This is a genomic window from Paracoccus sp. MC1854 (assembly GCF_014164635.1).
Classification (GTDB): domain Bacteria; phylum Pseudomonadota; class Alphaproteobacteria; order Rhodobacterales; family Rhodobacteraceae; genus Paracoccus.
In genome coordinates, this window is the sequence record NZ_JACJFU010000006.1 from 60,428 (window position 1) to 82,324 (window position 21,897).

Consider the following 21,897-nt stretch of genomic DNA (forward strand, 5'->3'; position numbering starts at 1 on the left):
CGCCAACCATGGCGGCGCCCCAGGGTCCGCGCCGGGTGGCAATCACCGGCATGGGCACGATCAATGCGCTGGGCCGCAACGTGCCCGAGACGCTGGAGGCCATGCGCGAAGGCCGCTGCGGCATCGGTGCACTGGACTTCCAGGATGTCGAGCGGCTTTCCGTCCGCATCGGCGCCCAGGTCCGTGGCTGGAACCCCGAGGCCTGTTTCAACCGCCAGCAGATCTCGCTTTACGACAGATTCACCCAGTTCACGCTGCTGGCCGCGAAAGAGGCGGTGGCCCAGTCCAGGCTGAACTTCCAGGGGGAACTCGGCCTCTGTTCCGGCGTGGTTCTGGGCACCGCGGGCGGCGGGCTGAACACTTGGGACAAAAATTACCGCGCCGTCTATGAGGAGGGAAAGAACCGCGTCCATCCCTTCGTGGTGCCGAAGCTGATGAACAACGCGGCCGCCAGCCATGTCAGCATGGAATTCAGCCTGCGCGGCCCGGCCTTCACGGTGGCGACGGCCTGCGCAAGCTCGAACCACGCGATGGGCCTTGCCTTCCAGATGGTCCGCTCGGGCGCGGCGCGGGTGATGCTGTCGGGCGGGTCCGAGGCGATGCTGTGCTTTGGCGGCATCAAGGCCTGGGAGGGGCTGCGCGTGATGTCCCGCGATGCCTGCCGCCCGTTTTCGGCCAACCGCAACGGCATGGTGCAGGGCGAGGGCGCGGGCGTCTTCGTCTTCGAGGACTGGGACCACGCGGCCGCCCGCGGCGCCGACATCCTGGCCGAGGTCGTGGGCTTCGCCATGTCGGCGGACGCGCAGGACATCGTGATGCCATCCGCGCAAGGGGCGGAACGCGCCATCCTGGGCGCGATGCGGGACGCGGGCCTGAACGCCGAAGATATCGGCTACATCAATGCCCATGGCACCGGCACGGCGGCCAATGACAAGACCGAATGCGCCGCGGTGGCCCATGCCTTCGGCCACCATGCCGACAAGCTGATGATCTCTTCCACCAAGGCCATGCACGGCCATGTCATCGGCGGCACCGGCGCGATCGAGCTTCTGGCCTGCGTCATGGCCTTGCGCGAGGGCATCATCGCCCCCACCATCGGCTATGAGGAACCGGACCCCGAATGCGCGCTGAATGTCGTCCCAAATGTCGCCCGCGAGGAGAAGGTGGGCGCGGTTCTGTCGAATGCCTTCGCTTTCGGCGGGCTGAACGCAGTGATCGCGCTCAAACGGGCATGACCTGCGCCCGGTCGAAACCTCGCATGGGTATTTGACCCAGAAAGAAGCCACGGGGTTGCGCCCCGGCCACCCCCGCCGGTCTGACGGGAACGGGATGTCTCACCACGATGGCCGGGGCGACTTCTCTCTGGGCGGTCATCGGCTCCCCAGCCTGTACCGCGATTCGGAAGATGCGGCAGAAATCCTGAGATCAGGTTAAGAGGCTTCTTTCTGGGTCAAATACCCATGCGGCCGTGACGAGGGCGCAAGCTCGCGTCTTTTCATCCGCGCGGTCATCGCTTATCCCCATGGCTGCAGACAAAGGACCCCGCTGATGGCCAGGATCACCTATATCGAATGGAACGGCACCCGGCACGAGGTCGAGGTGCGTCCCGGCATGACCGTGATGGAAGGCGCCCGCGACAACGGCATTCCGGGCATCGAGGCCGATTGCGGCGGTGCCTGCGCCTGTTCCACCTGCCACGTCTATGTCGCCCCCGAATGGGTGGACCGCCTGCCGCCCCGCGATCCGATGGAGGCCGACATGCTCGATTTCGCCTGGCAGCCCGACCCAGACCGCTCGCGCCTGACCTGCCAGATCAAGGTCACGCCGGAACTGGACGGGCTTGTCGTGCAGATGCCCGAGAAGCAGATCTGAGCCGGGCGAGGGCTGCGGCTTCGTTCTGACCGCCGCCTGAACCTGCCGCCGCCATCGCCGGGCTTCTTGCCGAGAACGGCTGCAACCTCACCGGCCGGGAGCAGTCTGAAGATGAAACGAGCCGCCACGTCTTCCTGAACGGCAGCCAAGCGTTCGTGTTCTCGGCAAGCCCCGGCCGCTATGCCTTGGAAGCTGCGGGCTGATCCCTCCGCCAGTTGGTCAGCAGCAGGTCGGCGAAGCCTTCCAGGGCGGCCGTGGCCTTGGTGTATTCATCCTCGTCGGGGTCGCCCACTTCCCACAGCGCAAGCTGCCGGTCCACGTAAAGCCGGGCGAGCCCATAGCTGAATGCGCGCGACACAAGCGACAGCAGCATCGGGTCCATGTCCGGGCGCAACTGGCCCTGATCGCGGGCGCGCGTCAGCATCGAGAGGGTCAGGTGCTGCAGCGCGTTGTGGTAACGGTTGACCTCTTCCTTGTCCAATGTGCCGCGGATCATCCGTGAGTTCAGCACCTGGAAATCGTTGCGGTTCTCGATCGCCCATTCGATGTAGGCGCGGCCCAGTTCCACCAATTGATGCGCGGGCGTCTGGTCCGACAGGCCGCTCAGCCGCCGGGTCAGGTGGTCAAGCTGCCGGCGCAGCGCGCTTTCCGCGATATTCTGCAGGACGGCTTCGGTCGAGGGAAGCAGGCTGCGGGCCACCGCGGGGTCGATGCCGGCTTCCGACGCCAGGCTGTCAGGCTCGCAGCAGGGCGGATCGGCCGTCACCAGCCGCTCGCAGGCAGCCCGCAGAAGGACGTCCATGGCCGATTCGCCGGGTTTCACCGGAGCTTTCCCCGCAAGTGACACAGATCAGTATGCGTCAACTTGGACGTGAACTGTTCCGATGACAATCAGCTTTCGGTACGCGCCTGACGTTTGCGTTCATGTGGGTCCAAGTGGCGCTTTCGCAGCCGCACGATCTTGGGTGTGACCTCGACCAGTTCGTCGTCGTCGACATAGGCGATCGCTTCTTCGAGGCTCATGCGCACGGGGGGTGTCAGCCGCACCGCCTCGTCCGTGCCCGAGGCGCGGACGTTGGTCAGCTTCTTGCCCTTCAGCGGGTTCACCTCGAGATCGTTGTCGCGGGAATGTTCGCCGATGATCATGCCTTGATAGACTTGTTCCTGCGCCCCGATGAACAGGCGGCCGCGTTCCTCGAGGTTCCACAGCGCGTAAGCCACAGACACGCCGTCCTCCATCGAGATCAGCACGCCCTGCCGCCGCCCCTGGATCGGACCCTTGTAAGGCGCCCAGTCGTGGAAGATGCGGTTCAGCACGCCGTTGCCGCGCGTATCGGTCATGAACTCGCCTTGATAGCCGATCAGCCCGCGGGAGGGCACATGGGCCACGATCCGGGTCTTGCCGTGGCCCGCCGGGCGCATTTCCACCAGATCGCCCTTGCGGTCGCCGGTCAGCTTCTCGATCACGACGCCGGTGTAGTCGTCGTCCACGTCGATGATGACTTCCTCGACCGGCTCCAGCCGCTCGCCGTTTTCGTCGCGGAAGATCACGCGGGGGCGGCTGATCGACAGCTCGAAGCCTTCGCGGCGCATGTTCTCGATCAGGACGCCCATCTGCAACTCGCCCCGGCCCGAGACGACGAAGGCCTCGCCGCCCGGCGTGTCCTCGACGCGGATGGCGACGTTGGTCTCGCCCTCGCGCATCAGCCGCTCGCGAATGACGCGGGACTGGACCTTGTTGCCGTCCCGGCCGGCAAGGGGCGAGTCGTTGATGCCAAAGGTCACGCTGATCGTGGGCGGGTCGATGGGCTTGGCCTGCAGCGGCGTTTCCACCTCGGGCGCGGCCAGCGTGTCGGCGACGGTGGCCTTGGACATCCCGGCGAGGGTCACGATGTCGCCGGCCACGGCTTCGCTAATGGCGGTCTGGGTCAAGCCGCGGAAGGCGAGGATCTTGGACACGCGGAACTGCTCGATCCGTTCGCCGTCGCGCGACAGCGCCTTCAGCGTGTCGCCCGCGCGGGCGGTGCCCGCTTCGACCCGGCCGGTCAGCAGGCGCCCGAGGAAGGGGTCCGCGCCCAGCGTCACCGCCAGCATCTGGAACGGCTCGTCCTTGCGGGCAAGCTGCGAAGGGGCAGGGACATGGCGCAGGATCAGGTCGAAAAGGGCACCCATGTCCTTCTTCGGCCCGTCCATGCTGTCGTCGGCCCAACCGTTCACGCCCGAGGCATAGACATGCGGGAAGTCCAGTTGCTCGTCGGACGCCCCAAGGTTGGCGAACAGGTCGAAGACTTCGTTCAGGGTCTGGTCGGGCTCGGCCGCGGGCTTGTCCACCTTGTTCAGCACGACAATGGGACGCAGCCCCAGCGCCAGCGCCTTCGAGGTCACGAACTTGGTCTGGGGCATCGGCCCCTCGGCCGCGTCCACCAGCAGGCAGACGCCGTCCACCATCGACAGGATGCGTTCCACCTCGCCGCCGAAATCGGCGTGGCCGGGGGTGTCCACGATGTTGATGCGGGTGCCCTTCCATTCGACCGAGGTCGCCTTGGCAAGGATGGTGATGCCGCGTTCGCGTTCGATGTCGTTGGAATCCATCGCCCGTTCGGCGACGGCCTGGTTCTCGCGGAAGCTGCCCGACTGTTTCAGAAGCTGGTCCACCAGCGTCGTCTTGCCGTGGTCGACGTGGGCGATGATGGCGATGTTGCGGATGTCCATGTCGGGGGCCTTGATGCGATTTCGGGCGCGGACTAACCCACGCAGCCCTCAAGCGCCACCCGCAAAAATATGGACGGGCCGCGCAATGGCGGCCCGTTCCGGTGCTGTTGCCGGTCTCAGCGGGGCCGCAGGGGCCGGTGGGTCAGCCCGCCCCAGATGCGGCCTTCGTCCCGCGCCTTGCCGCCCTTCTGCGCGCCGATGAAGGCCGCGGCCGCCGCGATCAGGGCCGAGGCCGCCAGCGCGAAGGCCGACAGCACGCCCGCGCGACGTGCGGTCTCGGCCGCCTCGACGGCCTGCTGGCGCAACTGCTCGGCCTGTGCCGCCGCCTCGTCGCGCAGCCGCTGCGCTTCGGCCTGCGCCTGATCGACCGCCTGCTGGGCATCGGCCCGTAACTGCTGGACAGACCCCACCGCCTGATCGATTCGGGCGCTGACCTCGGGCTGGCTCAGCGTCGTGCGCGCGGCGATGGCGCTTTCCAGATAGGCGCGATCCTGATCCGTGATTTCGCCCGTGCGGACAACATTGGCCATGATGTTGCCGACCTCGCTGCGGATCGCCTCGTTCGAGAACTGGTCGGGCGCCGCCGCCTCGCTGCGCAGCAGGTTGTCGGTGACATAGTCGATGGGGTTCGGCAGTCCCGGCAGGATCTCGCCGTCACCGCTGGCAGCCGCCGTTGCCCCTGTGCCGGCCGCAGCGCCGCCCAGCGCCTGCGCCGCGCCGCCGACCAGTTGGCCCGCGCCTTGCACCGCCCCACCCGCGACGGCGCCGACGCCCTGCGCAATGCCGCCGACAGCCGAGCCGGTCGCCTCGACCGCAGTGGCCGCAGCGGAACCGGCCGCGTTCAGCGCGCTGCCGATGGCGCTGGCCAGCATGATCGCCCCGAAGATGGTGCCGATGCCCCAGACGGCCAGCCCGTGGATGCCGTCGCGCGCCGCCGATTCCTCGGGCGACGCACCATCCACGCGGCGGCGCATCCGCCCGGCGATATAGCCGCCGGCCATGTAGGACAGCACCATTGTCACGACAACGAACAGTCCGGTCAGGATGACCGAGCCGAAGCCCAGCCCCTCACCGGCCCGGGCCGAGATCGAGCCCAGACCTACTCCTGCGCCGAATGCGGCGAAGACAACCGAAAGGGCGGCCGCGACAACGGCGCCTGCCAGGATCGCGCCCCAATCGACATAAGACCTGTCGGACGCGACCGCGGGCGCACCGGCGGCGCGGATGCGCTGCTCTTCCCGGTCCATCAGCGCAGCCCGAGCAACGAGAGGATGAACAGGACGACGACGACCAGGCCGACCAGATAGATGATGGAGTTCATGTCCGATATTCCCTTGCTTACGAGAGACCTGCTTTCGGAAACGCCAACGGCGCCGGACAGGCGCGGGTTCCGCAGGGCAGGGCAAACAGGGAATGGTGGCGCACCCGACAGGATTCGAACCTGTGACCTCTGCCTTCGGAGGGCAGCACTCTATCCAGCTGAGCTACGGGTGCAGTCGGGTCCGTTTAGTGCAAGGCCCGCCGCCTCGCAAGCCCCGATGAAGGGCAGGGCCATCAAGGCTTGCAATCGGGCCGCTTTGCGCCTATCTGGCGCGCACTTCACAGGCGAGGGCGGGCCTTGGGCGGGAGACATCCGCCAAGGTCCACCGGTTGGGGGAAACCCCTGATCCCTCGTCCCAGGCGCAAACCGGAAAGGAAACGATATGGCGCTTCCCGAATACTCCATGCGTCAGCTCTTGGAAGCTGGCGTTCACTACGGTCACCAGACCCAGCGCTGGAACCCGCGGATGGCCGAATACATCTACGGCGACCGCAACGGCATCCACATCCTCGACCTGACGCAGACCGTCCCGATGCTGGACCGCGCTCTGCAGGTGATCCGCGACACCGTGGCCAAGGGCGGCCGGGTGCTGTTCGTCGGCACCAAGCGGCAGGCGCAGCGCTCGGTGGCGGATGCGGCCGAGAAATCGGCGCAGTTCTACATGAACCACCGCTGGCTGGGCGGCACGCTGACCAACTGGAAGACGGTTTCCCAGTCGATCCAGCGCCTCAAGCAGCTGGACGAGGCGATGGCCGCCGGTGCTGAAGGGCTGACCAAGAAGGAACGCTTGGGGATGGAGCGTGAGCAGGCCAAGCTGCAGGCAAGCCTGGGCGGCATCCGCGACATGGGCGGCCTGCCGGACCTGCTGTTCGTGATCGACGTGAACAAGGAAGACCTGGCCGTTCAGGAAGCCAACAAGCTGGGCATCCCGGTTGTGGCCATCGTGGACACCAACTGCTCGCCCAAGGGCATCGAACACGTGATCCCCGGCAACGACGACGCGGCCCGAGCCATCGCGCTGTATTGCGACCTGGTTGCCCGCGCGGCGCTGGACGGGATGACCGCGCAGATGGGCGCTGCCGGCGTCGATCTCGGCGCGCTGACCGACGCCCCGGTCGAGGAGTTCGACGGCATCGAGGCGGAAGAGCCCGCGGCCGAGCAGACCGCCGACGCCTGATCGGCCCGTCATCACCAGACTTTCATCAGGCGGGGATATGCCCCGCCTGACCTGTTCCAAGATCAAGGGAGACACCCACATGGCTATCTCGGCCGCGATGGTGAAAGAGCTGCGCGAGACGACCGGCGCGGGTATGATGGACGCCAAGAAGGCGCTTCAGGAAACCTCGGGCGACATGGAAGCCGCGGTTGACTGGTTGCGCACCAAGGGCTTGGCAAAGGCCGCCAAGAAATCCGGCCGCATCGCTGCCGAAGGGCTGGTCGCCGTCGCCGTCGAAGGCGGCAAGGGCGTGGCGGTCGAGGTGAACTCGGAAACCGACTTCGTCGCCAAGAACGAAGCGTTCCAGTCGATGGTCCGCGACATCGCGCAGACCGGCCTGACCGTGGATTCGACCGAAGCACTGGCGGCGGCACAACTGAACGGCACGCCCGTCGGCGAGGTCGTGACCGAGGCCATCTCGCGTATCGGTGAGAACCTGACCCTGCGCCGCATGGTCACGGTTTCGGGCGAGAACGTCGTCTCTTACGTCCACAATGCCGCTGCCCCGAACATGGGCAAGATCGGCGTTCTGGTCGCGTTGAAGGGCGATGCCGCCAAGGCGCAGGAGATCGGCAAGCAGATCGCCATGCACATCGCCGCGACCAATCCGCTGTCGCTGTCCGAATCGACCATGGACCAGACGCTGCTGGCGCGCGAGCTTGAAGTCCAGACCGCCAAGGCGATGGAAGAAAATGCCGCTTCGGCCAAGCCGAAGCCCGAAGCAGTGATCCAGAACAACATCATCCCAGGCCGGATGAAGAAGTTCGTGGCGGAAAACACCCTGCTGGGCCAGTCCTTCGTCATCAACCCCGAGGTCACGGTCGAACAGGCCGCCAAGGACGCGGGCGTCGAAGTGTCGGCTTACGCCCGCGTCGCCGTGGGCGAGGGCATCGAGAAGAAAGAGGAAGACTTCGCCGCCGAGGTCGCCAAGACCCTCAAGGGCGCCTGAGCTTTCCTCATGGCTGACAGGGCCGGTTCTTCGGAGCCGGCCCTTTCCATGGCAGAGGCCGGCTATCCGCGTGCGGTCGGGATGGATGCCTTTCGGACCTGTGCCGCAAGTTCCGGTTTTTCCATTCCTGATGGCTCCTGCCCATGCATAACCCTTATGCGGCAGCGGCTTCCAGGGTCTTTCCCCGCCGCTCACGCAGCCTGACGTTCCTGCGACCTAAGGCTGATCATTCTTCGCCCCGGTTGACACAGGCCCTTCGCGCGCCCACGTTTTGACTCATATGCCACCTACCGAGGAGATGACGTATGATCTGGTCAAAGCCCAAGGCGCGCGAAGTGAAGTGCGGGATGGAAATCAACATGTACGGTCCGGCCGAGGACGACCGCGACGCCCGCGACGTTCTCTGACGCCCGCCAAGGGATGAAGCTGAGAATACTTGGGGCAGCCGCCGGAGGGGGGCTGCCCCAATGGAATTGTGGCTGCACGAACTGCAACGACGCGCGAACCGGACGCATCGCGGCGATGACGCAATCCTCGGTCGCACTGTCCTCGGGTGGGCAGAGCGTGGTCCTGAACGCCTCGCCGGACATCCGGGCGCAGCTTGACGCCTGCGGCCTGCATCCCCCGGATTTGCGCGGCAGTCCGGTGAAGGCAGTGGTGCTGACCAATGGCGACGTGGATCACGTCGCGGGCCTGCTGAATCTGCGGGAAAGCACGCCCTTCACCGTCCATGCGACCTCCGAGACGCTGCAGATTCTCGACCAGCCGATCTTCCGGGTGCTGAACCCGGACCATGTGGACCGCTCGACCATCGAGCTTGAAAAGCCCTTTGCCCCCCTCTGCGGCCTGACCGTCACCGCCTTCGCCGTGCCCGGCAAGGTGGCGCTGTATCTTGAGGAAGGCGAGCCTGACACCGCGCTGATGGGCGAGCAGACCGTCGGCCTCATGCTTGAGGCCGTAGGCCGACGCCTCTTCTACATCCCCGGCTGCGCGCAGGTGACGGACGAGCTTCTGGCGCGCCTGCAGGGCGCGGACCTGCTGCTGTTCGACGGCACCGTCTGGGCGAATGACGAGATGTCGCGCACCGGCACCGGCGCCAAGACCGGCGCCCGCATGGGCCATCTGCCGATGTCGGGCGAGGGCGGCAGCATCGCCCGGCTGGCGGGCCTGACCGGCACCCGCCGCATCTTCGTCCATATCAACAACACCAACCCCGTGCTGCAGCCCGGATCGGCTGAACGGGCCGAGATCGGGAAGGCCGGCTGGGAACTCGCCCATGACGGGATGGAGATCACGCTATGAACGATGTCACGCCCAACCGTTCCGCCTTTGAATCCCGCCTGCGCCGCATCGGGGCCGAGCGGTATCACGACAAGCACCCCTTCCACACGCTGCTGCATTCAGGCGGCTGCACCATCGATCAGGTCCGGGCCTGGGTCATCAACCGCTATTACTATCAGTCGCGCATCCCGATGAAGGACGCAGCCTTCATGAGCCGCGTCGAGGACCATGACCTGCGCCGCGCCTGGCGCTCGCGGATCGAGGATCACGACGGCACCGCCGAACAGCCGGGCGGCATCTGGCGCTGGCTGCGGCTGGCCGAAGGCGTGGGGCTTGACCCCGATTACGTGGCTTCGACCCGCGGCGTGCTGCCCGCGACGCGCTTTGCCGTGGATGCCTATGTCCGCTATGTCCGCGAACAGCCGCTGCTGGCGGCGGTGGCCTCGTCTCTGACGGAATTGTTCGCGCCCGCGATCCACGAACAGCGCATCAGTGGGCTGCTCGCGCATTACGATTTCGCCAATCCGCAGACGATCAGCTACTTCCAGCACCGGCTGACCGAGGCGCCCAAGGACGTGGCCTTCGGGCTTGCTTGGGTGCTGGACCATGCCCGCACCGAAGAGCAGCAGGAGATGGCCGCCGCCGCCCTGACCTTCAAGACGGACGTGCTGTGGGCGCAACTCGACGCGCTGCATTCGGCCTATGTCGCGCCCGGCCGCATCCCGCCGGGCGGCTGGCAGCCCGGTGAGGGGCTGCTGGAGGACGCCGGATGACACCCGCCGACCGTCCTTTCCTGCCCCGGGGAGTGCGGTTGCACCATGACCGCGTGCGCGACATGCCGGTCCTGCTGGGCCCTGAAACCGCGCTGATGCTCGATCAGGTGGGGCAGGCGGTGCTGGCCGAGGTTGACGGGACGCGCGACATCGCCACAATCAGCGCAGCCCTTGCGGAACGCTATGCCGCGCCGGTCGAGATGATCGAGGCCGACGTGATCGAGTTCCTCGACGATATGGCCGCGCGCCGGCTGGTGGAGGCGACATGACCGTAGTGCATCCCATACCCGTCCCCGTCCGGCAGGTCCGGCCGCGCCCCGATCCGCCGCTGGCGATGCTGGCGGAACTGACCCATCGCTGCCCGCTGTCCTGCCCCTATTGCTCGAACCCGCTGGAACTGACCGCGCGGGAACGGGAACTGACGACGGACCAATGGGCCGGGGTCTTCCGGCAGGCGGCCGACATGGGCGTCCTGCAACTTCATATCTCGGGCGGGGAACCGGCCTCGCGTCCCGACCTCGTCCAGATCGTCGCGGCGGCGCGCGAGGCGGGGCTTTACACGAACCTCATCACCTCGGGGATCGGGCTGACGGGCAGGCGACTGGACGAACTCGACGCCGCCGGGCTGGACCATGTGCAGTTGTCCGTTCAGGGGGTGAACGCCGGAATCGCCGACACGGTCGGCGGCTACAAGGGCGGCTTTGACCGCAAGATGATGGTCGCGGCGGAAATCGCCCGGATCGGCTTTCCGCTGACGATCAACGCAGTGATGCATCGTCATAACCTTGGCGACCTGCCGCAGACCATCGCGCTGGCGCATGATCTTGGCGCCCGGCGGATCGAGATCGCCTGCGTCCAGTTCCAGGGCTGGGCGCTGAAGAACCGCTCGGCCCTGCAGCCCACGCGGGAACAGGTGGACGAGGCCAAGCGCGTGGTCGCGCAGGCGAGGGTGGATTATGCGGGCAGGCTCGCCATCGACTTCGTGCCACCGGATTACTTCGCGGATTTCCCAAAGGCCTGCATGAACGGCTGGGGCTCGACCGGGCTGAACGTCACGCCCGAGGGCAAGGTGCTGCCCTGCCACGCGGCCGAGATCATTCTGGGGCTGACCTTCCAGAACGTCCTGACGACTCCGCTGGCCGAGATCTGGAACGACGGCCCCGCCTTCAACGCCTTCCGCGGCACCGACTGGATGCCGGACCTCTGCCAGACCTGCGAGCGCCGCGACATCGACTTCGGCGGCTGCCGCTGTCAGGCGATGGCGATTGCCGGCGACGCGCGGGCGACGGACCCTGTGTGCCGCCGCTCGCCCCATCGCGCGGCACTCGACGCGCTGATCGAGGCCGAGACGAGCGCCCCGGCGCCTGCCTTCGAATACCGGCGGATGCCGCGTTAGCGGCTGCGGCGGGTGGCCGCCAGCAGGCGGGCATGGCCGAGGGTGAACAGCCCGAAAGCCGCGATCCATGACAGGCCCGACAGTATGACAAGGGCATCGTAGGCTGCAAAATCCGCCGCCGCCCGCGCCACGGCCGCCAGCATGATGGCGATGAAGCTGAGGGTGGCAGTCAGGTCGGCGTCGGTCTCCGCGCCGGTGTGGCTGCGGCTGGCGCGGGTCATCACAGCCAGCATCTCGCCCCCGATGGCGCCGATGGCGAAGACATGCAGGGCTGCGGCATGGCTCATCCAGCCCGCTGCGGCTGCGCTGATGGCGGCAAAGCCTAGGGCGACCATCAGGTAGCCGCCGTGCAGCGCCAGAACCATCGGCTCGGTGACGTGCCAGCCCCTCCAGCGGAGAAGCCGCATAAGGTTCAGCGCGGCGCCAGCAAGGGCTGCCAGCATGAGGACCTGGTTTTCAGGCCAGCCAACCCACAGGACCAATGCCGCCAGCGAAACCGCAACCGTCACCGTATCGAAGCGGTCGGCGGGCGCGGGCCGTGCCGCCCGCTTCATCCGGGCAAGCCAGTTGCGGGTGAAGCTCGGCGTGATCCGCCCGCCGACGATCAGGATCAGGGCGATGAAGCCCGCCACCGCGGCCCTTGCGGCAAGTCTCGGGTCGCCGCCTCCAAGCACGGCCGCGTGAAAGCCGATGTTGGCAAGGGCGATCAGCGCCACCAGCCCGACGATCTTGAGGTCGCGCCATTTGCGACCTGCGACGATCTCTCTCAGGAAGACGGCCGCCATGACCGGCAGGAACAGCGCCTCGACCGCAACCGAAAGCCACAGCGCATCCAGCGGAAAGGTCAGCATCAGCCTTCCCGCCAGCCACAGCGCCGCGAGCGCCATCAGCGGCGGACCCGAAACCGGCATCCGCCCTGTCCAGTTCGGCACCGCCGTCATCAGGTATCCCGCCAGCACCGCCGAGGCGAAGCCGAAGAGCATCTCGTGCATGTGCCAGTTCGCGGCCCCGTAGGCTCCGCCCGGTTCCGCAACCCCGTCCAAGGCCGCGATCCACAGCGCCATCGCCGCAACGGCCCACAGCCCGGCTCCCAGGAAGAACGGCCGGAACCCGTAGGAGAACAGCACCGGCCCGGTATCGGCCAGCCCTCGCGGGATACCGCCCGGCCGACGCGGGGGTGATGTCGTCGCCATGATCCGCTTGTCCGTGATTGTCGGCAGGCACCATCGACCTGTGGCGACAGCGGCACAAGCCGCTCAGCCAGCGTTCTGCGCCCGCCGCATCTGCCATTGCCGGCGCAGGAAGGCCGTGATGAAACCCGCCGTCAGGACCAGGATGATCGTCGGGGCGGGGGCGCTGTCGAGGAAGAAGCTGGCGTAGACCCCCGCCAGCATCCCGCTCATGCAGACCGCCACTGCCACGACCAGCATCCGCCCGAAGCTGCGGGCCAGCAGGAAGGCGATGGCCCCCGGCGCGATCAGCAGACCGACGGCGAGGATCAGGCCAGTCGCCGTCAGCGTCGCCACGATGGTCAGCGACAGGATCGTGAGCAGCCCGTAGTGCAGCAGCCCGACCCTCAGCCCCGAGGCCCTCGCCTGCGCCGGGTCGAAGGCGTGCAGCATCAGGTCCTTCCACTTCAGCGCCAGCGCCGCCGTGACGAAGACCGATATCAGCCCCGCCGTCCACAGGTCGCCCGGCTGCACCCCCAGCATGTTGCCGAACAGGATATGATCCAGATGCACGTCCGAGGTGATCGCCGTGTAAAGCACGATCCCCAGTCCGAACATGCCGGAAAAGACGACGCCCATCACCGTGTCCTGCTTCACCCGGCTGTTCTCGGCCAAGTAGCCGGTCGCCACCGAGGTGAGCATTCCCGCCGCGAAGGCGCCCAAGATCAGCGGCAGGCCAAGGACATAGGCCAGCACGATCCCCGGCAGCACCGCATGGCTGACGGCATCCCCCATCAGCGCCCAGCCCTTCAGCACCAGAAAGCAGGACAGCAGCGCCGTCGGGACCGAGACGATCAGCGCGATCAGGAAGGCGTTCTGCATGAAGCCGAACTGAAAGGGGGCAAGCAGCGTCTCGATCACGATGCGCCCCTTGCGCGGGCGCGGGCGGCCAGCAGCCCGTGCTTGGGCGCCCAGACGAAGGCGGCAAGGAACACCAGCGTCTGCAGGCAGACGATGATTCCCCCGGTCGCGCCGTCAAGGAAATAGCTGAGATAGGCGCCCAGGAAGCTCGTGGCCGTGCCGATGGCGACCGACAGCGCGATCAGGCGCGGAAAGCGGTCGGTCAGCAGATAGGCGGTCGCGCCGGGCGTCACCACCATGGCGATGACGAGGAAGGCGCCGACCGTCTGCATCGCCGCCACCACGCAGGCCGACAGCAGCACGAAGAACACGCCCTTCAGCAGACCGGGACGCAGGCCGATGGACCGGGCATGGGCCTCGTCGAAGAAGACCACCATCAGGTCCTTCCACTTCGCCAGCAGCACCGCCAGCGAGACGAAGCCGATGATGGCAAGCTGCACCGTATCGCCGGGCGTGATCGCGAGGATATTGCCCATGGTGATCGTCTGGACCGAGATCGCGACAGGGTTCAGCGAGACCATGAACAGCCCCAGCCCGAAGAAGCCGGTGAAGATCAGCCCGATCACCACGTCGGGCTTCAGCCCCGAGCGGTCCGACAGGAACAGCATCGCCGCAGCCGCCAGCCCGCCCGAGATGAACGCCCCAAGTGCAAAGGGCAGCCCCAGCATGTAGGCCCCGGCGACTCCCGGCACGACGGAATGGGACAGCGCATCCCCGATCAGCGACCAGCCTTTCAGCATCAGGTAGGCCGACAGGAAGGCGCAGACTCCGCCGACCAGCGCCGAAACCCACATGGCGTTGGTCATGTAGCCGTAGGCAAAGGGCTCCAGCAGGATCATGCGTCCTCGGCCCTTTCGCGTATCTGGGTGCGGTTGTCATAGCGCACCAGCGGGCGTTCGTCGTCCGTCAGGATGGTGACGTGGCGCGGATCGTCGTCGTCATGCAGCGCCTCGCCGCCCAGCGTGAAATGCCGCAGCACGCCGCCGAAGGCGCGTTCGAGGTTTTCCCGCGTGAAGGTCGTCTCGGTCGGGCCATGCGCCAGCACGGTGCCCTTGACCAGCACCACGCGGTCGCAGAACTCGGGCACCGAGCCGAGATTGTGGGTCGAGACCAGCATCACGCGCCCCTCGTCCCGCAACTCGCCCAGAAGCTGGATAATCCGGTCCTCGGTGCCCACGTCCACGCCGGTGAAGGGTTCGTCCAGCAGGATCACCCGCCCGTCCTGCGCCAGTGCGCGGGCAAGGAAGACGCGCTTCCGCTGCCCGCCCGACAATTCTCCGATCTGGCGATGGCGCAGGTCCGCCATGCCGACGCGGGCCAGCGCCTCATCCACCGCCGCGCGGTCCTTGGCAGAGGGGCGTCGCAGGAAGCCCATGTGACCATAGCGGCCCATCATCACCACGTCCTCGACCAGCACCGGGAAGGTCCAGTCCACCTCCTCGGCCTGCGGGACATAGGCCACGAGGTTGCGCCGCAGCGCCTCGCGCACGGTCAGCCCCAGCAGCCGGATCTCGCCCGACGCGACGGGGACAAAACCCATGATCGCCTTGAACAGCGTGGATTTGCCGGCGCCGTTCACGCCGACCAGCGCCGTGACCGTCCCCTGCGGGATCTCGAAGGACGCATGGCGCAGCGCCGTGTGGCCGTTGCGATAGGTCACCGTCACGTCACGCGCGACGATGCCGGGGTCTTTCGCAGGCGACATGGGGGGCATCTGTCAGTCCTGTTCCGCGATCCCGGCGGTCAGCCCGTCCGCGATGGTCTGCGCGGTGACGCGCATCAGGTCCAGATAGCTCGGCACCGGCCCATCCGGTTCCGACAGGCTGTCCACGTAAAGCACGCCGCCGTACCGGGCGCCGGTCTCGCGGGCGACCTGCTCGGCCGGCGCCTGGCTGACGGTGCTTTCGCAGAAGACGGCCGGGATGTCGTTCTCGCGCACGCCGTCGATCACCTGCCGGACCTGACGGGGCGTGCCCATCTGGTCGGCGTTGATCGGCCAGAGATACAATTCCTTCATCCCGAAGTCCCGCGCGAGGTAACTGAACGCCCCCTCGCAAGTCACCAGCCACCGCCGCGGTTCCGGGATCGCCGCGATCTGCGCCTTCAGGGGTTCCAGCGCGGCGGTCAGTTCGGCCTTGTAGCCTTCGGCATTGGCCGCATAGGTCGTTGCATTCGCCGGATCGACCCCGGCCATGGCGGCGGCGATGTTGTCCACGTAGATCAGCGCGTTGGCGGGGCTCATCCAGGCATGGGGGTTGGGCCTGCCCTCGTAGTCGCCGCTCGAGATGGGCATCGGCGCGATCCCATCGCTGACCGTGGCCGAGGGCACGTCCCTGAGGTTTCCCAGGAACTGCTCGAACCAGCGTTCGAGGTTCAGCCCGTTCCACAGGATCAGGTCGGCGTCCTGTGCCCCCACGATGTCCTGCGGCGTCGGCTCGTATCCATGGACCTCGGCGCCGGGCTTGGTGATGGACACCACTTCGGCTGCATCGCCCGCGACGTTGCGGGCCATGTCGGCGATGACGGTGAAGGTGGTCGCGACCTTCATCCGCTCCTGCGCCTGCGCCGCCCCTGCGGTCAGCGCCAGCGCCATCGTTGCAGCCAGAAGACGTGCCTTGCGCGAAGCCATGCCACTTCCTTTCCGCTTTCTCCCTCCATGTAAATGCAACGCATTCGCATCTGTCAAGCAGATGAGAGCGATTCTCATTTGTTGCCGGCATCGCCGGATGGGGCTAACCTCGGCCCATCTGCAGGAAAGGCGGGATGAGCGCGCATACGACAGACTTCGCCCAGGCGCTGCGCGATGCGGGGCTTCGCGTGACGCAGCAGCGGATGGTGCTGTTGGCGATCCTGATGGATTCCGCCGACCACCCCAATGCCGACGAGTTGCTGGCGCGGGCGCGGGCAGTGGACGATTCGGTCTCGCTCGCCACCGTCTATCGCACCCTGTCGGCGCTCGAGGAGGCTGGGCTGATCCGCAAGCTGACGCTGGAAAGCGAGCCATCGCGCTACGAGATCACGCCCGCCGCCGAACACGACCATGTGGTGGACATCGACACCGGCGAGGTCATCGAGATCGCCAGCGACGAGATCGCCCGCCTGCGCCGCGAGATGCTGGAGCGCCTGGGCTTCGAAATCGTCAGCCAGCACACCCTGATCCGCGCCCGACGGATCAGGAAAAGCTGAACGCCTGTCCTCTTAGCCCCATCTTCTTCGTGCAGATATCCTCGGGGATCGTCCTGTGCGACGATGGGGGCAGACAGCCCCCGGTCCGGCCGAGCCGCAAAAACAGCCTTACCGCAGTGGAGTTCCCTCGAACCTCGCGACCCTGATGCCTGCTTCCTCCAGCGCCCCGCGAACCCTGCGCGCGATGTGGATCGCGCCGGGCGTGTCGCCATGCAGGCAGATCGTGTCGATGCGGGTCGGGATCGACACGCCCGCTTCCGGCAGGATCGCGCCCGCCTTGACCATCCGCACCACCCGCGCGGCCGCCTCGGCGGCATCATGGATCACCGCCCCCGGCAGCCGCCTGTCCAGCAGGGTCGCATCGGCGCTATAGGCCCGGTCGGCGAAGATCTCGCACGCGACCCGAGCGCCCAGCCGCTGCGCCGCCGCCTGCTGCGCGGTGCCCGCCAGCACCATCAAAATGATGCCGGGGTCCACCGACAGCGCGCCCTCGAAACAGGCCGTGGCAAGCGCCTCGTCGCGCGAAGCCATGTTCGCCAGCGCCCCATGCAGCTTGAGGTGACGGACTTCTCCGCCCGCCGCCCGCGCCATTGCCTGCGCCGCGCCAAGCTGCCAGCGGATCAGGTTTGCGGCACTGGGCAAAGGCATCTGCATCTCGCGCCGGCCGAAGCCCTGCAGGTCGGGAAAGCCCGGATGCGCGCCGATGCCGACGCCGTTCCTGACGGCCAGTTCCATCGTCCGCGCCATCACGTCCCAGTCGCCCGCATGGACCCCGCAGGCGACATTGGCGGACGAGATCACCTCCAGCAGCGCCGCGTCATCGCCCATCGTCCAAGGGCCGAAGCTTTCGCCCATGTCGGCATTCAGATCGACGTGAAGGGTCATGGTCCGTCTCCTTCATGGGCGCTGACGACGCCGCCGATCAGGTTGTAGCCCAGCAGGTCGGGCACCGCCCATGGGTCTCGCAACCTCGGCCGCACCCGCCCGCGCAACGACGCCAGCGCCTGCGCGTGATCCGCCATTGCCTTGCGGGCTTCGTTCCGCGTGACGAAGCGGATGGTCAGCGCCGCGCCGGGCGGGGCCTGCGCCACGCGCGGCAGGTCGCAGGGCAGGACGGTGGCGATGCGGGGATAGCCGCCGGTCGTCTGGCACTCGCTCAGCAGGACGAAGGGCGTGCCGTCGCCGGTGATCTGGATGTCGCCCGGCTGGACGATCTCGGAGACGACCGAAAGCCCGCCCGCAAGCTCGAAGCCGCCGCCCTCGGGGGTCAGCCGCACGCCCATGCGGTTGCCGCGTGCGTCGCGGCGGAAGGTGCTGCGCTGGAACCGCGCGATCTCGGCGGGCGGGTAAAGCGCGGTCTGCAGGCTTTCCACCACCCGGATCTCGCCGCCGCCGAAGCGGGGCAGGGGGTCCAGCGCCAGATCGGCCGCTTCGCCCGAATCGGGGCCGAGCGGCAGTTCCCCGCCGACCGAAAGAGGCCCTCCGATCTCCGCCGCCAGATGCGCCGAACGCGCGCCGAGGATCAGCGGCGTCTCGATCCCCCCGCCAAGCGCAAGATAGGCAAAGCCGCCTTCGATGGGATACAGCGCCAGTTCCGATCCGGCGGGCAGCAGATGGATCGCGTTCCAGTCAAGCGGGCGTTCCTCGCCATCCCTCAGAATGGCGCGGAAGGGAGCGCCCGTCAGTGCCAACCTTGCCGGCGCAGTCACGCGGAAGCGGGCGGGTGCCCCGGCAAGCTCGACCACTGCAAGATTATCCGGCTGCCCCAGCAGCGCCGCGCCCTCGGCCAGCGCCACCGGGTCGGCCGCGCCCCCGCGCGACAGCCCCTGCGCCAGCCAGCCGGGACGGCCCCGGTCCTGGATGGTGACGCCGGGGTTCGAGGACAGGACGAGCAGGCTCATGGCGCGGTCTCGATGGTGATGCCGCCGGTCGGATCGCGCATCAGGGCCTCCAGCCGGTCGGCATCCACCGGAGGGAAGGCCAGCGCATCGCCCGGGCGCAGCAGGAAGGGCTGCGGGGCGGCAGGATCGAAAGGCCGCGCGGCGGTCTGCCCGACATGGCGCCAGCCGGTCTGCGCCTCGACCGCGAACAGCACCAGTTGCCGGATCGCGACTGTCAGCGCCCCTACCGGAACCCGTGGGGTCAGTTCGCGCAGGCGGGGGATGTCCCATTCGGGCGGCAGTTCGCCGATATAGGGCTGGCCCGGGGCGAAGCCGATGGTCAGCACCCGCAGGGACGAGGTCGCCAGCGCCTCGATCGCCTGCGGGCGGGTCAGCCCGGCAAGCTCGGCCGCTTCGTCAAGCTGCGGGGCATGGAGGCTGTCATAGCAGGTGGGGATGCGGATAAGCTTGCGGTCCTCGGGCAGCGGCGCGGCGGTCCAGTCGCGTGAGGCGACCAGCGCCCGCAGCCGTGCCACCAGCGGAGTCATGTCGCAAAGCGGATCGACCCGCAGGTAGGCCGAGACGAGCGAGGCCGCCGTTTCCTGCACCTCGGGCCAGCCTGCCGCCTCGACGGCGGCGCGCAGGGCCAGCGCTGCACGGTTCGCGGGCTCGGTCAGCCGCGCGGCGAAGGTGACGGCAATTCCGTCGATGCCGGTCAGCGCGATTCTCGGCCAGTCGGGAGTGGTCATGCCAACACCGGCAAAGCGGTCGGAGGGAAGCTCGAGGGTTGGTCGGTCGGTATCATGTCCGCGAGGATCAACCAGCTTGGCGCCAGACCACAAGAGGGGCACCGCGGGGTGCTTTCCTGTAAAGGCGCGTGCAACGTGTCGGCAGGCCAGCCGCGAACATCCCGCGCTGTTGCTCTCTCGCGGATCGGAGGCCGAACATACGGGAAGGGCGAAAACCTCGCCACCCGTGCCGGCCCGTGTCACACTGGCCTGTGGCACGGGTGGCTTCCCTGGCCACACGGCACCCCGTGACCGGAGGCGATATGGACCGTCGCAGCTTCCTTGCCCTGACCCTGCCCGCGGCGATGGGAGTCATGCCTGCCATGGCGCAGGCGCGGCAGCCCTTCACCGTGCAGGCGGTTGCCCGTTTCGACCGTCCTTGGGCCATAGGCTTCCTGCCCGGCGGCTGGATGCTGGTGACGGAAAAGCCCGGCCGCGTCTTCCTTGTCAGCCAGCGCGGCGAGAAGGTTCCGGTGGCGAATGTCCCGCGCGTGCTCGCATCCGGCCAGAACGGGTTGCTGGACATCGCGGCAAGCCCCGATTTCAGCCGCTCGGCCCGCGTCTTCTTCACCTATGTCGAGCCCGCGCAGGGCGGCCGGCTGGTGCTGGCACGTGCGCGGCTGACGGTCTCGGGAAACCGCGCGGCGCTGGCCGATCTCGGCGCGGTGTGGCGGCAGGCGCCGGGAGGAGGCGGCGGCCAGCCCGGCGGCATCATCGCCTTCGACCCGCGGGGGCGGCACCTGTTCCTGACCGTGGGCGACCGGATGCAGCCCGCCAGCGCGCAGGACCCGGATCAGGGCCGTGGCAAGATCCTGCGGCTGAACCTCGACGGCTCGACGCCCCGTGACAATCCTTGGGCGCGACAGGGCGGCATCCGGGGGCAGACATGGACCACGGGGCACCGCAATCCCTATGGGCTGGCCTTCGCGCCGGACGGGAGGCTGTGGTCGCACGAGATGGGACCTCGGGGCGGCGACGAGTTGAACCTGATCCGTCCCGGTGCGAACTACGGCTGGCCGGTTGTGTCGAACGGCAACCATTATGACGGGCGGCCGATCCCGGACCATGCGACGCGGCCCGACTTCGCGGGGCCGTCCCTGTCGTGGGCGCCCGTGATCTCGCCGGCCGGGTTGGTCTTCCATCAGGGCGCGATGTTCCCGGGCTGGAACGGCTCGGCGCTGATCGGCGCGATGTCCGGGCAGGCGCTTGTGCGGGCGGTCGTGGGCCGTGACGGACGCGCGGCCGAGGCGGAACGCTGGAACATGGGCGCCCGCATCCGCGACGTGGCGGTGTCCCCGGAGGGCGCGGTCTGGCTGATCGAGGACGGACGCGGCGGGCGGCTGCTGCGGCTGACGCCCTAGGCCGGCGGCGCGGTCGAGGCGCGCAGGACCAGTTCCGGCCTCAGCACCTCGCGGGCGGCGATGGGCTCCCCGTTGATCCGGCGGATCAGGGTGCGGGCGGCGGTGCGGCCGAGGTCGCGCTTGGGCTGGCGGATGGTGGTCAGGGGGGTCGGCAGGTGAGCCACCCACTCGATCCCATCGAAGCCGATCACCGACACGTCGCGCGGCACCACGACCCCGTGGCGCTGCACCTCGCCCATGAAGCCCGCCGCCAATTCGTCGCTGAAGGCGACGATGGCGGTGGGGCGCAGGGCAGAGGCCCCTGCAAGCCAGATCTGCGCCGCCCGAGTCCCCGATTGCAGAGAGAAGTCGCCGGGATAGCCCGGCGGCACCTTCCCCAGCACGCGGGCCAGCCCCTCCAGCCGCGCCTTGTGCAGCACATTGCCGGGCGGGCCGCCGATCCAGCCGATCCGCTGGTGCCCAAGCTCACGCAGGTGCCGGGCGGCGAGTTCCGTCCCCAGCGCGTTGTCCAGCACGACGCAGGGCACCGCGCTGCCCTCGATCCATTCGCAGGCCATGACCAGCGGCGGCGCCTGCGGCAGCGCGGCAAGGTCGGCCTGCGTCACCTGCCCGTCCAGCAGGATGATCCCGTCGGCCCGCGAGGGGTCGAGGAAGCGGTCCAGCGCCCGGTGCCGCCCGCCCTCGTCCATCGTGTCGCCCACCAGCAGGTCGAATCCCGCCGCGTTCAACTCCTGCCCCATGCCGGCAAGGATCTTGGCGAAGAACGGATTGCCGAGGTTCGGGACCAGCGCCACCACTGCCCCCGTCCGCTGCTTGCGAAGGTTCCGCGCCGCCTGGTTCATCCGGTAGCCGGTGGCGGTGACGGCCTGCATCACCGCCTCGCGCATGGCGGGGGACACGAGTTCCGGGCGCGACAATACCCGGCTGACCGTCGCGGGCGAAACTCCGGCGCGGCGGGCCACGTCAGTCAGGCGGACCTGAGAGTGCGTATCTTGTGTCATGAGCGCAGGCTAGGGCCTGTTCACCATGTCTCGCAAGTCCATCAGATAGTTCTTGAAAACGATTTCATCCC

The 21,897-nt window shown here is 67.9% G+C and carries 23 protein-coding genes and 1 tRNA gene; 11 read left to right on the forward strand and 13 right to left on the reverse strand.

Annotated elements, in window-relative coordinates; translation table 11 throughout:
* Positions 1 to 8 precede the first annotated feature (8 nt).
* A complete protein-coding gene (locus H5395_RS06955) occupies positions 9 to 1,235 on the forward strand; it encodes a beta-ketoacyl synthase (protein WP_182791847.1) in 1,227 nt (408 codons plus the stop codon).
* Between the two features lie 313 nt (positions 1,236 to 1,548).
* Entirely contained in the window at positions 1,549 to 1,872 is a 324-nt protein-coding gene (locus H5395_RS06960; protein ID WP_182791848.1) for a 2Fe-2S iron-sulfur cluster-binding protein, read from the forward strand.
* A gap of 178 nt (positions 1,873 to 2,050) precedes the next feature.
* Here H5395_RS06960 and H5395_RS06965 read toward each other — a convergent pair whose 3' ends face one another.
* From H5395_RS06965 to H5395_RS06980, 4 genes are all read right to left on the reverse strand, one after another.
* Positions 2,051 to 2,695, reverse strand: a complete 645-nt coding sequence (locus H5395_RS06965) for a TetR-like C-terminal domain-containing protein (RefSeq protein WP_182791849.1) — start codon at positions 2,693 to 2,695, stop codon at positions 2,051 to 2,053.
* 68 nt (positions 2,696 to 2,763) lie between these two features.
* Complete coding sequence (typA, locus tag H5395_RS06970; protein ID WP_182791850.1) at positions 2,764 to 4,584, reverse strand: translational GTPase TypA; 1,821 nt, start codon at positions 4,582 to 4,584, stop codon at positions 2,764 to 2,766.
* A gap of 116 nt (positions 4,585 to 4,700) precedes the next feature.
* The gene (locus H5395_RS06975; protein ID WP_182791851.1) at positions 4,701 to 5,831 is read right to left on the reverse strand and encodes a hypothetical protein; all 1,131 of its coding nucleotides are present in this window, start codon (positions 5,829 to 5,831) and stop codon (positions 4,701 to 4,703) included.
* A 170-nt stretch (positions 5,832 to 6,001) separates the two neighbouring features.
* Positions 6,002 to 6,078, reverse strand: a tRNA-Arg gene (locus tag H5395_RS06980).
* A gap of 209 nt (positions 6,079 to 6,287) precedes the next feature.
* Here H5395_RS06980 and rpsB point away from each other — a divergent pair.
* From rpsB to pqqE, 7 genes are all read left to right on the forward strand, one after another.
* Positions 6,288 to 7,082, forward strand: coding sequence for a 30S ribosomal protein S2 (gene rpsB, locus H5395_RS06985; protein WP_182791852.1), 795 nt, complete (start codon positions 6,288 to 6,290; stop codon positions 7,080 to 7,082).
* A 79-nt stretch (positions 7,083 to 7,161) separates the two neighbouring features.
* Positions 7,162 to 8,070 (forward strand): translation elongation factor Ts, encoded by a 909-nt coding sequence (gene tsf, locus H5395_RS06990; protein ID WP_182791983.1) that lies wholly within the window; start codon positions 7,162 to 7,164, stop codon positions 8,068 to 8,070.
* A gap of 305 nt (positions 8,071 to 8,375) precedes the next feature.
* A complete protein-coding gene (pqqA, locus tag H5395_RS06995) occupies positions 8,376 to 8,477 on the forward strand; it encodes a pyrroloquinoline quinone precursor peptide PqqA (protein ID WP_182791853.1) in 102 nt (33 codons plus the stop codon).
* A 13-nt stretch (positions 8,478 to 8,490) separates the two neighbouring features.
* Entirely contained in the window at positions 8,491 to 9,372 is an 882-nt protein-coding gene (pqqB, locus tag H5395_RS07000; protein ID WP_182791854.1) for a pyrroloquinoline quinone biosynthesis protein PqqB, read from the forward strand.
* Positions 9,369 to 10,124 carry a pyrroloquinoline-quinone synthase PqqC gene (gene pqqC / locus H5395_RS07005; protein WP_182791855.1) on the forward strand — a complete coding sequence of 252 codons (756 nt, stop codon included), beginning with the start codon at positions 9,369 to 9,371 and terminating at the stop codon, positions 10,122 to 10,124. The genes pqqB and pqqC overlap by 4 nt, the downstream gene beginning before the upstream one ends.
* The gene (pqqD, locus tag H5395_RS07010; RefSeq protein ID WP_182791856.1) at positions 10,121 to 10,393 is read left to right on the forward strand and encodes a pyrroloquinoline quinone biosynthesis peptide chaperone PqqD; all 273 of its coding nucleotides are present in this window, start codon (positions 10,121 to 10,123) and stop codon (positions 10,391 to 10,393) included. The genes pqqC and pqqD overlap by 4 nt, the downstream gene beginning before the upstream one ends.
* The gene (gene pqqE / locus H5395_RS07015) at positions 10,390 to 11,520 is read left to right on the forward strand and encodes a pyrroloquinoline quinone biosynthesis protein PqqE (protein ID WP_182791857.1); all 1,131 of its coding nucleotides are present in this window, start codon (positions 10,390 to 10,392) and stop codon (positions 11,518 to 11,520) included. Before pqqD ends, pqqE begins: the two co-directional genes overlap by 4 nt.
* On the opposite strand, the gene H5395_RS07020 is transcribed toward pqqE, so the two are convergent.
* The 5 genes from H5395_RS07020 to H5395_RS07040 form a co-directional block, all read right to left on the reverse strand.
* Entirely contained in the window at positions 11,517 to 12,713 is a 1,197-nt protein-coding gene (locus H5395_RS07020; RefSeq protein WP_182791858.1) for an NnrS family protein, read from the reverse strand. The two genes, pqqE and H5395_RS07020, sit on opposite strands and share 4 nt — an antisense overlap.
* A gap of 63 nt (positions 12,714 to 12,776) precedes the next feature.
* Positions 12,777 to 13,610, reverse strand: coding sequence for a metal ABC transporter permease (locus H5395_RS07025; RefSeq protein WP_370576404.1), 834 nt, complete (start codon positions 13,608 to 13,610; stop codon positions 12,777 to 12,779).
* A complete protein-coding gene (locus tag H5395_RS07030) occupies positions 13,607 to 14,449 on the reverse strand; it encodes a metal ABC transporter permease (RefSeq protein WP_182791859.1) in 843 nt (280 codons plus the stop codon). Before H5395_RS07030 ends, H5395_RS07025 begins: the two co-directional genes overlap by 4 nt.
* Complete coding sequence (locus H5395_RS07035) at positions 14,446 to 15,324, reverse strand: manganese/iron ABC transporter ATP-binding protein (protein ID WP_370576405.1); 879 nt, start codon at positions 15,322 to 15,324, stop codon at positions 14,446 to 14,448. Before H5395_RS07035 ends, H5395_RS07030 begins: the two co-directional genes overlap by 4 nt.
* Positions 15,325 to 15,327: 3 nt before the next feature.
* On the reverse strand, positions 15,328 to 16,239 hold the full coding sequence (locus H5395_RS07040; protein ID WP_182791860.1) for a metal ABC transporter substrate-binding protein: 912 nt from the start codon (positions 16,237 to 16,239) through the stop codon (positions 15,328 to 15,330).
* A 134-nt stretch (positions 16,240 to 16,373) separates the two neighbouring features.
* Here H5395_RS07040 and H5395_RS07045 point away from each other — a divergent pair, with 134 nt between their 5' ends.
* A complete protein-coding gene (locus H5395_RS07045; protein ID WP_182791861.1) occupies positions 16,374 to 16,796 on the forward strand; it encodes a Fur family transcriptional regulator in 423 nt (140 codons plus the stop codon).
* Between the two features lie 108 nt (positions 16,797 to 16,904).
* On the opposite strand, the gene H5395_RS07050 is transcribed toward H5395_RS07045, so the two are convergent.
* From H5395_RS07050 to H5395_RS07060, 3 genes are read right to left on the reverse strand one after another with little or no spacing between them, the layout of a single operon-like run.
* Positions 16,905 to 17,681 (reverse strand): LamB/YcsF family protein, encoded by a 777-nt coding sequence (locus H5395_RS07050; protein WP_182791862.1) that lies wholly within the window; start codon positions 17,679 to 17,681, stop codon positions 16,905 to 16,907.
* Positions 17,678 to 18,697 (reverse strand): biotin-dependent carboxyltransferase family protein, encoded by a 1,020-nt coding sequence (locus H5395_RS07055; protein WP_182791863.1) that lies wholly within the window; start codon positions 18,695 to 18,697, stop codon positions 17,678 to 17,680. The genes H5395_RS07050 and H5395_RS07055 overlap by 4 nt, the downstream gene beginning before the upstream one ends.
* A complete protein-coding gene (locus H5395_RS07060; RefSeq protein ID WP_182791864.1) occupies positions 18,694 to 19,425 on the reverse strand; it encodes an allophanate hydrolase subunit 1 in 732 nt (243 codons plus the stop codon). Before H5395_RS07060 ends, H5395_RS07055 begins: the two co-directional genes overlap by 4 nt.
* Positions 19,426 to 19,727: 302 nt before the next feature.
* On the opposite strand from H5395_RS07060, the gene H5395_RS07065 reads away from it, so the two are divergent.
* Entirely contained in the window at positions 19,728 to 20,825 is a 1,098-nt protein-coding gene (locus tag H5395_RS07065) for a PQQ-dependent sugar dehydrogenase (RefSeq protein ID WP_182791865.1), read from the forward strand.
* Here the strand turns inward: H5395_RS07065 and H5395_RS07070 are convergent.
* Positions 20,822 to 21,826, reverse strand: a complete 1,005-nt coding sequence (locus H5395_RS07070) for a LacI family DNA-binding transcriptional regulator (RefSeq protein ID WP_182791866.1) — start codon at positions 21,824 to 21,826, stop codon at positions 20,822 to 20,824. The genes H5395_RS07065 and H5395_RS07070 overlap by 4 nt on opposite strands.
* Positions 21,827 to 21,897: the final 71 nt, after the last annotated feature.

Bases quoted from the DNA above. Each gene is read 5' to 3' on its own strand.
- H5395_RS06960 (WP_182791848.1), top strand. From the start codon at position 1,549: ATGGCCAGGATCACCTATATCGAATGGAACGGCACCCGGCACGAGGTC.
- H5395_RS07020 (WP_182791858.1), bottom strand. From the start codon at position 12,713: ATGGCGACGACATCACCCCCGCGTCGGCCGGGCGGTATCCCGCGAGGG.
- H5395_RS07030 (WP_182791859.1), bottom strand. From the start codon at position 14,449: ATGATCCTGCTGGAGCCCTTTGCCTACGGCTACATGACCAACGCCATG.
- H5395_RS07035 (WP_370576405.1), bottom strand. From the start codon at position 15,324: ATGCCCCCCATGTCGCCTGCGAAAGACCCCGGCATCGTCGCGCGTGAC.
- pqqD (WP_182791856.1), top strand. From the start codon at position 10,121: ATGACACCCGCCGACCGTCCTTTCCTGCCCCGGGGAGTGCGGTTGCAC.
- H5395_RS07040 (WP_182791860.1), bottom strand. From the start codon at position 16,239: ATGGCTTCGCGCAAGGCACGTCTTCTGGCTGCAACGATGGCGCTGGCG.
- typA (WP_182791850.1), bottom strand. From the start codon at position 4,584: ATGGACATCCGCAACATCGCCATCATCGCCCACGTCGACCACGGCAAG.
- H5395_RS07045 (WP_182791861.1), top strand. From the start codon at position 16,374: ATGAGCGCGCATACGACAGACTTCGCCCAGGCGCTGCGCGATGCGGGG.
- pqqC (WP_182791855.1), top strand. From the start codon at position 9,369: ATGAACGATGTCACGCCCAACCGTTCCGCCTTTGAATCCCGCCTGCGC.
- pqqB (WP_182791854.1), top strand. From the start codon at position 8,491: ATGAAGCTGAGAATACTTGGGGCAGCCGCCGGAGGGGGGCTGCCCCAA.
- tsf (WP_182791983.1), top strand. From the start codon at position 7,162: ATGGCTATCTCGGCCGCGATGGTGAAAGAGCTGCGCGAGACGACCGGC.
- pqqA (WP_182791853.1), top strand. From the start codon at position 8,376: ATGATCTGGTCAAAGCCCAAGGCGCGCGAAGTGAAGTGCGGGATGGAA.
- H5395_RS07065 (WP_182791865.1), top strand. From the start codon at position 19,728: ATGGACCGTCGCAGCTTCCTTGCCCTGACCCTGCCCGCGGCGATGGGA.
- H5395_RS07060 (WP_182791864.1), bottom strand. From the start codon at position 19,425: ATGACCACTCCCGACTGGCCGAGAATCGCGCTGACCGGCATCGACGGA.
- H5395_RS07070 (WP_182791866.1), bottom strand. From the start codon at position 21,826: ATGACACAAGATACGCACTCTCAGGTCCGCCTGACTGACGTGGCCCGC.
- pqqE (WP_182791857.1), top strand. From the start codon at position 10,390: ATGACCGTAGTGCATCCCATACCCGTCCCCGTCCGGCAGGTCCGGCCG.
- H5395_RS06955 (WP_182791847.1), top strand. From the start codon at position 9: ATGGCGGCGCCCCAGGGTCCGCGCCGGGTGGCAATCACCGGCATGGGC.
- H5395_RS07055 (WP_182791863.1), bottom strand. From the start codon at position 18,697: ATGAGCCTGCTCGTCCTGTCCTCGAACCCCGGCGTCACCATCCAGGAC.
- rpsB (WP_182791852.1), top strand. From the start codon at position 6,288: ATGGCGCTTCCCGAATACTCCATGCGTCAGCTCTTGGAAGCTGGCGTT.
- H5395_RS06975 (WP_182791851.1), bottom strand. From the start codon at position 5,831: ATGGACCGGGAAGAGCAGCGCATCCGCGCCGCCGGTGCGCCCGCGGTC.
- H5395_RS07050 (WP_182791862.1), bottom strand. From the start codon at position 17,681: ATGACCCTTCACGTCGATCTGAATGCCGACATGGGCGAAAGCTTCGGC.